Here is an 11,251-nt window from a genome sequence, read left to right on the forward strand (position 1 = left end):
TGCATGGTCCTCCGATCTGAATATGTCTGAAAATACGCCTAAAGACTTGAAGTCACAATGCTTAGATCATGTCTTGGTTTTTGTAACTATTCTGGGTTAACTCTCGATAAGTTCTGCAATGCATAGTTCTTGGCGCTCTCAAGTGAAGGTTTCTGTTATGATTTTACAGTTTCCTTGAGCTTAGTGCTGCAATTTATTATTGCATCTCGGTTTGTAATGCGCGCTTCTTGCGAAGGCTTGATGCTTTCGTAGCCAGAGTGAGCAATCGCGCCATGCCCAACCTTCAATGAAGACCAAGCATTCAATGACGTGGACTTCTGTTTTAGCTAACTGGCGACCACTCAGATTTTCGAGTTCCAAGACCGCTTTCCCGCCAAGGCTCATGCGACCAAGCTGTGCCAGCCTGGGTCTTTCGGCGCTCGAATGACGGGCCTTGTGGCACCAGAGGGATCCAAACGTGGACCTTAGTCTCTGCAATCGCTAGACCTAAGACCCTCGCCTTCAGACGCACGAGCTTGCATAATCCGCGATAATTGGTCCGTGGAGGGCCACCAACTGTCTCGGCCATAGCTTCGACGGCGTGTTCCGCCGGCAACGCACTTCGTTTGGTGCGGCGGCGAAGCTTTGTCCAAGGTGAACGCAATCTTTGGGAGGGTGGCATGGTACAGTATATTCGCTCGGACCTGGAATTCATCCTGCAGCAAATCATAATTGCCGAGCGGAATGCTCGGGGCGAGAGCCTCACTGACATCTTGCCAAGCGCCCAGGTGCCATTCGGCCTGCGGACCGTCGACGGCTCGTTCAACAATCTGGCCCACCCCGAATTCGGGGCTGCTGACCTGGCGTTTCCGCGCCTCACCGACCCATCGTTTCGAGCCGCGGAGGCGGGCACCACCTATGCGACGCCGGGGGCGGGCGTTGTCGACTCCCAGCCACGCACGATCAGCAACCTGATCGTCGATCAGACGGACGGCAACCCGGCAGCTCAGGCCGCGGCCGCCCAGAACCCGGGGTCAAGCACCGTCATCAGCCCCGGGCTGGACGGCGTGTTCGGCACAGCCGACGACGTTCCGGTCAACTTCATCCCGAACGTCACTCCTGATGTGGGCCTGTCGGCGCCGTTCAACTCCTGGATGACCTTCTTCGGACAGTTCTTCGACCATGGCCTCGATCTGGTGACCAAGAGCCAGAGCCAGACCGAAACCGTCTTCATTCCGCTTCAGCCCGATGACCCACTGTTCAGCACGGCGCCTGGCGCCCTGAACTTCATGGTCCTGCAGCGCGCTGCGGGGGGAGAGGCCGCGACCAACACGACCTCGCCCTTCGTCGACCAGAGCCAGACCTACGCCTCAAATGCCTCGCATCAGGTCTTCCTGCGTGCCTATGAACTGAATGCCAATGGCGATCCGGTGGCGACCGGTGAATTGATCACCAACCGCAATCTCGGCGCTGATGGCCTGTTCGGCACCGGTGACGATGTGCCAATTGGTGGCATGGCGACCTGGGCCGTGGTCAAGGCACAGGCCCGCGACATCCTCGGCATTGATCTTACCGATGCCGACGTCGGCAACGTGCCGGTCCTGGCCGTGGATGCCTACGGCAATTTCATCAAGGGGCCCAATGGCTTCCCCCTGGTGATGATGCAGGACAACACCTTCACCGAGGGTAATCCGGCCGCGCCGATCAGTCTCGCAGGTGCTGCCCGCACCGGACATGCGTTCCTGAACGATATCGCGCACAATGCCGATCCGACGGGCAAGGTCGCGGATGCCGACAACGTCATCAACACCGGTCCGCTTGCCGCCGGCCAGTACGACGACGAGCTTCTCGACGCCCACTACATCGCCGGCGACGGCCGCGTGAACGAGAATATCGGCCTCACCGCCGTGCACGCCGTGTTCCATTCGGAGCACAATCGGCTGGTGCAAGAGACCAAGGACGTTGCGCTGGCGACGGGCGATGTCGCCTTCCTCAACCAATGGCTCGACACCCCGCTTGCAGCCAACACGACATTTCCGCTGACGCAGGCACAGATCGACGCACTCGATTGGAATGGCGAACGCCTGTTCCAGTCTGCGAAGTTCGGCACGGAGATGCAGTATCAGCATCTGGTGTTCGAAGAGTTCGCTCGCACGGTCCAGCCTCAGGTCGATGAATTCCTGGCGCCCAACGGCTACGATACGACGATCAATCCGGCTATCCTCGCCGAGTTCGCGCATACGGTTTACCGCTTTGGCCATTCGATGCTGGTCGAGACGGTCGACCGCTTTGACCCGAACTTCAATACCGTCGGAGGCGACCCGCAGCTCGGCCTCATCGCGGCTTTCCTCAATCCGCTTGCCTATGCCGCAAGCGGGCTTACGCCAGAACAGGCGACCGGCGCGATCGTGCGCGGCGTCACCCGCCAGGTTGGCAACGAAATCGACGAGTTCGTCACCGAAGCACTGCGCAACAACCTGCTCGGACTGCCGCTCGACCTGCCGGCGCTGAATATCGCCCGCGGCCGTGACACCGGCATTCCCTCGCTCAACAACGCGCGGACCGAATTCTTCGCGATGACCGGCGACAGCCAGCTCAAGCCCTATACCAGTTGGGCCGATTTCGCCGGTCATCTCAAGCACGCGGAATCGCTTATCAATTTCATCGCGGCCTATGGCACACATGAGTCGATCACGAGCGCGACGACGCTGGCCGACAAGCGTGCGGCCGCGACCTTGCTGGTGCTGGATGGCGTTAATGCGCCCGCAGACCGTCTCGACTTCCTGAACGCGACCGGCGAGTTTGCCGGCGGCTCGCTTGGCGGGCTCAACGACGTCGATTTCTGGATCGGCGGCCTTGCGGAAGAGAAGATGCCGTTTGGCGGCATGCTCGGCTCGACCTTCAATTTCGTCTTCGAGACCCAGCTTGAATCGCTGCAGAACGGCGACCGCTTCTACTACCTGTCGCGCACGGCCGGCATGAATTTCGCCGCCGAACTCGAGAACAACTCCTTCGCCAAGCTCGTGATGCTCAACAGCGACGCGACGCATCTGCCGAACGCGATCTTCACGACGCCGACCTTCACGCTCGAAGTCGACCCGACCCGGCAACATACAGGGCTTGGTGCCGATGGCCGCGCCGACCCGACGGGCGGCATCATGATCAACGGCGTCGAAATCCTTCCGCTCGTCATCCGTGACAATCCGGCGACGGCGGGCGCGGACACCAACTACCTCAAGTACACCGGCGAGGACCATGTCGTTCTCGGTGGCACGGCGGGCAACGACATCATCATCTCCGGCGACGGCGACGACACACTCTACGGCGACGCCGGCAACGACCGGCTGGAGGGCGGCTACGGCAACGACACGATCCTGGGCGGTGACGGAGACGACATCATCGAGGATCTCGGCGGCGACGACCGGCTCGAAGGCGGCGCCGGCAACGACGTCATCCACGCCGGCAACATGATGGTGGGCGGCGCCGGGAACCTCATTCTCGGCGGTGACGGCAAGGACTTTATCGTCACCATGGAGGACATCTCGACCACCTTCGGTGGACGTGGTGACGACTTCATCTACAGCGCCAAGACCAGCCTGCCGCCGACCGGTAACGAAGGCGACGACTGGATCGAGAAGGGCACCCAGGACGGCGCCCCTGGCGATAACTTCGCGCCCCTTTTGGCCGACAACGTCATCGGCAACGACATCTTCATCGGTGGCGGCGGCTTCGACGAGTTCATCGGCGAGGGCGGCGACGACATCTTCGTCGGCAGCGATGCCCAGGACAAGATGGATGGCATGTCCGGCTTCGACTGGGTCACCTACAGAAACGACAGGCAGGGCGTCACGGTCGACCTGACGCTGGCCGCGCTGGCCCAGCCCCATGGCGAGACGCCTGCGGCCAACACCGGCGTCGTCCAGCCCGTGGCTGCTTCCCCGGCATCGATCCTCGACCGCTTTGCCGAGGTCGAGGGCCTTTCCGGCTCGCGCTTTGCTGACATCCTGCGCGGCGACAACGTAGACGCGGTCACGATCCTCAACCATGGCGGCGCCACGGGGGGCGCATTGACCAATGTCGCCCTGATCAACGGGCTGGGTGCACTCCTGGCCCAGGCGGGCCTCTCGACCGCCGGCTTTGCCACCGGCAACATCATGCTCGGCGGCGCCGGCAGTGACCTGCTCGAGGGTCGTGGCGGCGACGATCTGATCGACGGCGACCGTTGGCTGAACGTGCGCATCAGCGTGCGTGCCAACGTCGATGGAACCGGCGCGGAAATCGCCACCTTCGACAGCATGGTGGCGCCGCAACTGCTGCAGAACATGCTGAACGGGGTCTGGAACCCCGGCCAGCTCGTGGCCGTGCGCGAGCTCAGGGACGATGACAACGCCTTCGATACGGCGATCTTCTCCGGCAACATTGCCGACTACACGGTCACGACGGTCAATGGCATCACCACCGTCACCGACAATGTCGGCACGGACGGCACCGATACCCTCGTCAATGTCGAGCGGCTGCAATTTGCCAATCAGAGCCTGACGCTTCCCAACGGCGTGGGCCTCAATGTCAACCCGACCGGCCAGCTCGCCATTCTCGACGCGACAACGAGCGCGGCCGACAATACGCCGACCTCAGGGCAGCTGCTGCGTGTCTCGATTGCGGGGGTAACCGACGCTAACACCGGTCCCGGTGCGGTCAACGGCATCATTCCCGGCTCGATATCCTATCACTGGCAGTTCGAGGCGGATCCAGGCTCAGGCATCTTCGAAGATATCATCCTGCTCCCGCTCGGGGATCTCGCTTTCCAAAGCGCCGATGGCACCACCTTCCGGGTGACCCCCGATCTCGTTGGAACGGCTCTGCGCGTGAAGGCGATCTTTACCGATGGCCATGGCGTCACCGAGACAGTGTTCTCGGCTCCGACTGTGGCGGTCGCCGCGGGAGCCCCGGTTCCCCCGCCAGTCGCGCCCATCCCGGTCGTCGATGCAACGGCGGGCGGCGAGGGCATCATGCTGGTGCGCTCGGATCTCAACTTCATCCTCGACCAGATCAAGATCGCCGAGGCGAATGCTGATGGTACGCCGCTGACCTCTCTGCTGCCAAACGCGCGTGTGCCGCTGGGCCTGCGTACCGTCGATGGTTCCGGCAACAACCTGCTCAATAACGCCCAGAGCGAGACCTTCGGCGCGGCCGACAACGTCTTCCCGCGTGTCACGACACCGGTGTTCAAGCCCGCAGAAGGGGGCACCACCTACCAGCAGACGAGCGGACTGGTGATCGACTCGCAGCCGCGCACGATCAGCAACCTGATCGTCGACCAGACCATGAACAACCCTGCCGCCATCGCAGCGGCGCTGCGCAATGCCGGATCGGAGAATATTGCGGCGGATTCCGCAGCGGTCACGGTTGCCTTCCAGGCGCTTACCCAGGCGAAAGCCGGCGGTGATCCGGCGGCGATTGCGGCGGCGCAAACCAATTTCAACACGGTTGCCGAGGGGCTCGGCCTGACGGTCGTCACCAGCCCAGGTCTCGACGGTCAGTTCGGCACGGGCGACGACAAGCAGGTCTTCGAAATCCCGAACATCGCGCCGGATGCAGGCCTGTCCGCGCCGTTCAACGCCTGGATGACCTTCTTCGGCCAGTTCTTCGACCACGGTCTCGATCTCGTGACCAAGGGCGGCTCCGGCACGGTGTTCATCCCGCTCCAGCAGGATGACCCGCTCTTTGTTCCCGGTAGCCCGACCAACTTCATGATCCTGACCCGGGCGACCAACCAGCCAGGTCCAGACGGGGTTGTCGGGACGGCCGACGACATTCACGAGCATACCAACACGACCACGCCTTTCGTCGACCAGAACCAGACCTATTCCTCGCATCCCTCGCACCAGGTCTTCCTGCGTGGCTATCAGCTCAACGCCGCCGGTGATCCGGTTGCGACGGGCCGGCTGATCACCAATCGGGACCTCGGCGCCGACGGGACGTTCGGAACCGCTGACGACACCGAAATCGGTGGAATGGCGACCTGGAAAGTGGTGAAGGCCCAAGCGCGCGACATTCTTGGCATCAACCTCACCGACGCCGATTTCGACAACGTCCCGCTGCTGGCCACCGACGCCTACGGCAATTTCATCAAGGGGCCGAATGGCTTCCCGCAGGTTGTGATGCGGGTCAACAATGGGCCGGATGGCATTGCCGGCAACGCTGACGATGTCACCACGCTTGTCGAAGGCAATCCGGCAGCTCCGATCAGCCTCGCGAACGCGGTGCGCACCGGCCATGCCTTCCTCAACGACATCGCGCATAACGCCGTACCGGTGTTCAACGCCGGTGTGCTTGCGCCCGATGGCGATACGGAGACCGGAAATGCCGTTCCCGTCGGACCGGGAGGCAACAATCTCGCCTATGACAACGAGCTTCTCGACGCGCATTACATCGCCGGCGACGGCCGCGTGAACGAGAATATCGGCCTCACCGCGGTCCACGCGATCTTCCATTCCGAGCATAACCGGCTGGTCGAGCAGGCCAAGAACACGGTGCTGAGCTCGGGCGATCTCGCCTTCCTCAAGGAATGGCTGATTGAAGACACCGGACCGGCCACATTCCCGACGACACCCGAAGAGATCGCGGCTCTGCAATGGAATGGCGAGCGCCTGTTCCAGACCGCGAAATTCGGTACCGAGATGCAATATCAGCATCTGGTCTTCGAGGAGTTCGCCCGGACCATCCAGCCCAATGTCGATCTCTTCTTCGCACCGACACAGGTCTATGACGTCGACCTCGATGCCTCGATCGTCGCGGAGTTCGCGCACACCGTCTATCGCTTCGGCCATTCGATGCTGACCGAAACGGTCGACCGCTTCACGGCCGACTTCGGTGTCGTCGCGTCCGACCCCGGCAATCCCGATCAACAGTTGGGGCTGATCGCCGCCTTCCTGAACCCGCTTGCCTTTGCTGCCAGCGGCGCCGATCCGGAAGAGGCAGTCAGCGCGATCGTGCGCGGCGTGACCCGCCAGGCCGGCAACGAGATCGACGAGTTCGTCACCGAGGCGCTGCGCAACAACCTGCTCGGCCTGCCGCTCGACCTTCCCGCGATCAACCTCGCGCGCGGTCGTGACACCGGCATTCCATCGCTGAACGAGGTCCGTCGGCAGATCTACACGTCGACCGGCGAAGTCCTGCTCAAGCCCTACACCAGTTGGGCGGACCTGGTTCAGAGCCTGAAACACCCGGATTCGCTGATCAACTTCATTGCCGCTTACGGCACGCATTCCACGATCACGGGCGCCACGACACTGGCGGCCAAGCGTGCTGCGGCCATGGCGCTGGTCCTTGGCGGAGACGGTGCACCGGCCGACCGCCTCGACTTCCTGAACGGTACGGGAGACTGGGTGAGCGGCGCCAACGGCGTGACCATCACTGGCGTCGATGCCATCGATCTGTGGATCGGCGGTCTCGCCGAGGAGAAGATGCCGTTTGGCGGCATGCTGGGCTCCACCTTCAACTTCATCTTCGAGAATCAGCTCGAAAAGCTGCAGGATGGCGACCGCTTCTACTATCTCGAGCGCACCGCAGGTCTCAGCTTCAATGCTGAACTCGAGAGCAATTCCTTCGCCAAGCTGATCATGGCGAACTCGAATGCGACGCATCTGCCCGGTGTCGTCTTCACGACCCCCGGCTTCACGCTCGAAGTAAACCAGGCGGCGCAGCACACCGGGCTTGGCGTCAACGGCAACGACGACCCGACAAACGGCGATCCGCTGCTTCCGCTCGTCATCCGCGACAACCCGGATACTACCGGACCTGACAGCAACTATCTCCGCTACACCGGTGACGAGCATGTCGTTCTCGGCGGTACTGCCGGCAATGACATCCTGATCTCGAGCGAAGGCGACGATACCGTCTGGGGTGATGCCGGCAACGACCGCATCGACGGCGGCTATGGCAACGACCAGCTGCGTGGCGGCACCGGCGACGACATCATCACCGACACGGGTGGTGACGACAACATCCAGGGTGGCGACGGCAACGACGTTCTGCATGGCGGCAACGGCGTCAACCTGATCATCGGCGGCTTCGGCAGCGATTTCATCGTCACCGGCGAAGACGCATCGGAGGCCATTGGCGGCCAGGGCAACGACTTCATCCTGGGCAGCAAGGCCAACGAACAGGATATGGGCAACGAGGGCGACGACTGGATCGAGAAGGGCACCTCCGACGGCGCCCCTGGAGACAATTTCGATCCGCTCGGCAATGACCCGATCATCGGCAACGACGTCTTCATCGGCGACGGCGAGAACGACAAGTTCAACGGCGAAGGCGGCGACGACATCATGGCCGGCAAGACCGGCTTCGGCGATCGCTACATCGGCGGCTCCGGCTACGATTGGGCGATGTACAAATACAACAACGCCGGCGTCTATATCGACATCTCCGATCGCTTCTTCGATCAACCGCCGGTTCCGGGTGGGTCGACCTCGCTCAGCCGCTTCGATTTCGTCGAAGGCCTTTCCGGCTCGCGCTTCGGCGATGTCCTCAATGGTGACGATTCCGATGCCACGACGCTTGGCACAGCAGGCGCCACGGGCAGTGTGCTGACCAATATCGACCTGATCGCCGGTTTGCGGGCGCTGCTTCCTGCCGGCGCGACCTTCTTCGATGGTGGCAACATCATCCTCGGGGGGGCCGGCAGCGATATCATCCAGGGCCGCGGCGGCAACGACATCATTGATGGCGATCGCTGGCTGAACGTGCGCATCAGCGTGCGGGCAAACATTGACGGGACGGGCGATGAAATCGCTTCGTTCGATAGCATGGAACCGATGGTCCCGTTCATGCTGAACGGCACCTACAATCCGGGCCAGCTCCGGATCGTGCGCGAGATCCTGACATCGGCGACCGCCGATTTCGACACGGCCAAGTTCTCCGGCCCGCGCGCGAACTACACCGTCACGACCAACGCTGACGGCTCCTTGACAGTCAGGGACAATGTCGGGACGGATGGGACGGACACGCTCCGCAACATCGAGCGGCTGGAATTCGGCGATCAGGCCGTCGTGCTCGGCGCCGGGAACAACCAGCCCCTGGGCAGGCCTGTTCTCGTTGACAACACGCCCGCCAACGGCATCCAGATCGGCGATGTGCTGACAGTAAGCATGGCCGGCCTGACCGATGCGGACAATCCGGGCGGAGTCGTCCCGGCATTCCCGGTCTCCTATTTCTGGCAGGTCGATGACGGCACCGGTTTCGCAGACATCGAAACCTTCGGAGCCGGCGAAGTGGAGCGCGCGCATGGCCCGAGCTTCACGATCACCGACGCGGAGAACGGACTGCCGATCAGGCTGCGCATGGTTTATCAGGATGCCCACGGCGTGCTTGAGGAGGTGTTCTCGCTTCCGACGGCAACCGTCGGCACCAACATTCCACCGGTGCCGCCAACCACCATCGTTGGCACCCGTGCCGCCGATATCCTCGTGGGCACGGCGGGAGCCGATACGATCACGGGCGACCGTGGCGACGACACCATCACCGGCCTTGGCGGCAGTGACACGATCGACGCAGGCCGCGGGGCCGACACTGTCGATGGTGGCGATGGCGACGACACCATCCTCGGCGATCGCGACAACGACATCCTCAATGGCGGGGCCGGCAACGACACGATCGACGGCGGCCGTGGCGACGACATTCTCAATGGCGGTGCGGGCAACGACACGATCCTTGGCGATCGCGGCGATGATCTGATCATCGTCGGTTCCACCGAAGGGCGTGACATCGTCGACGGCGGCCGCGACACCGACACGGTTCGGATCGTGGGCAACGCGAGCGCCGAGGCCTTCCGGGTCTATGCCCGGGCCGATGCGATCGCGGCCGGCATCACGGTCGCGGCAGCCACCGAGATCGTGATCACGCGCGGTGCCGCGGTTGTCGCGGAACTTGCCAATATCGAGGAGATCCAGATCACCGGTGGCGGTGGTATCGATAGCTTCCAGGTCATCGGCAATTTCGCGGCGACCACATTGTTCACCAACACCATCACGATCGATGGTTCGACGGGTAACGATACGGTCGATATCTCTACACTGACCTCGGCGCACCGCATCGTCTTCAAGTCGATGGGTGGCCATGACACCATCATCGGTACGCTGCGGCCACAGGATGTCATCGAGTTGGCGCCCGGTTCGACGCTTGCCAATTACACGCGCTCGAATCTCGCCAACGGCACGACGATCCTGTCGAACGGTAACCATACGATCACGTTCCCGACTCTGCCTAACGGGGCCTCGCCAACGTTTGTGCAGTCCGGCAACGGGGGCGGCGGAAGTGGCGGTAACGACGGCGGTGCCGACGGTGGTGGAGGTGGCGGTAACGACGGCGATGGTATCACCGGTGCGTTTGCGCTGACTGATCGCGACGTTTCGGGGCTGTTGAACCTGGTCAGAGGCCAGGAGATTCCTGGCAACGACGACTCCGTTCCGGGGGTGCGTGACCTCTCCGGCCACGGCAACAATGCCGCCCATCCCGCGTTCGGTGCGGCTGACGAACCTTTCATCCGCATCACCGATGCGCATTACGGCGCCTACGACCCGACGACCGGCAACAACAACGTCAATCCGATCTTCTCGGGGCTCGACCCGCGCAACATCAGCAACATCCTCGGCAGCCAGGAACTCGACCTGCCGAAGAACGATAAGGACGCCAACATCTTCTTCATGGCGTTCGGCCAGTACTTCGACCACGGTCTCGACTTCCTCGGCAAGGGTGGCAACGGCACGATCCGCATCGGCGCACCGGGCAACGGCGCACCGGGATCGGGCAACCCGGCCGACCTGACCCGCGGGACGGTGAACTCGATCGTCGACGGCGTACCGCAGCACCTGAACAAGACCTCGCCCTTCGCTGACCAGAACCAGGCCTATGGTTCCAACGAGCTGGTCGGCCAGTTCCTGCGGGAAGGCAACGGTTCGGGCGGTCTCGGCTCGCATCTGCTTCAGGGCGCGACGGATCCGTCGAACAGCAACTTCAATCTGCTGCCGACGCTGCGTGAACTGATCCTGCACCACTGGCAGAACAACACGCTCTTCCACTCGGCCTCGTTGCCGGGCGGGCAGGTGGCGTTCAGGACCTACTTTGCCGGGCTGGTCGACAACGGTGTCATCAACGAAGCGATGCTTCCGGCCATGACGTCCAACTTCATGGGCAGCACCCATGCGCTGCTTCTCGACACCAACCCCTTCATCAAGCTGCTCGATCACTATGTGGCCGGTGACGGACGTGC

1 protein-coding gene is annotated in these 11,251 nt (G+C 62.6%); it reads left to right on the forward strand.

Going from position 1 to position 11,251, the window contains the following annotated elements; translation table 11 throughout:
- Positions 1-659: 659 nt before the first annotated feature.
- Positions 660-11,251, forward strand: a 10,592-nt coding sequence (locus tag AC1Q80_RS30675) for a peroxidase family protein (RefSeq protein ID WP_492362919.1), incomplete at its 3' end; no start/stop codon positions are given.

Source organism: Ensifer sp. GW823-FHT05D09, assembly GCF_058795755.1.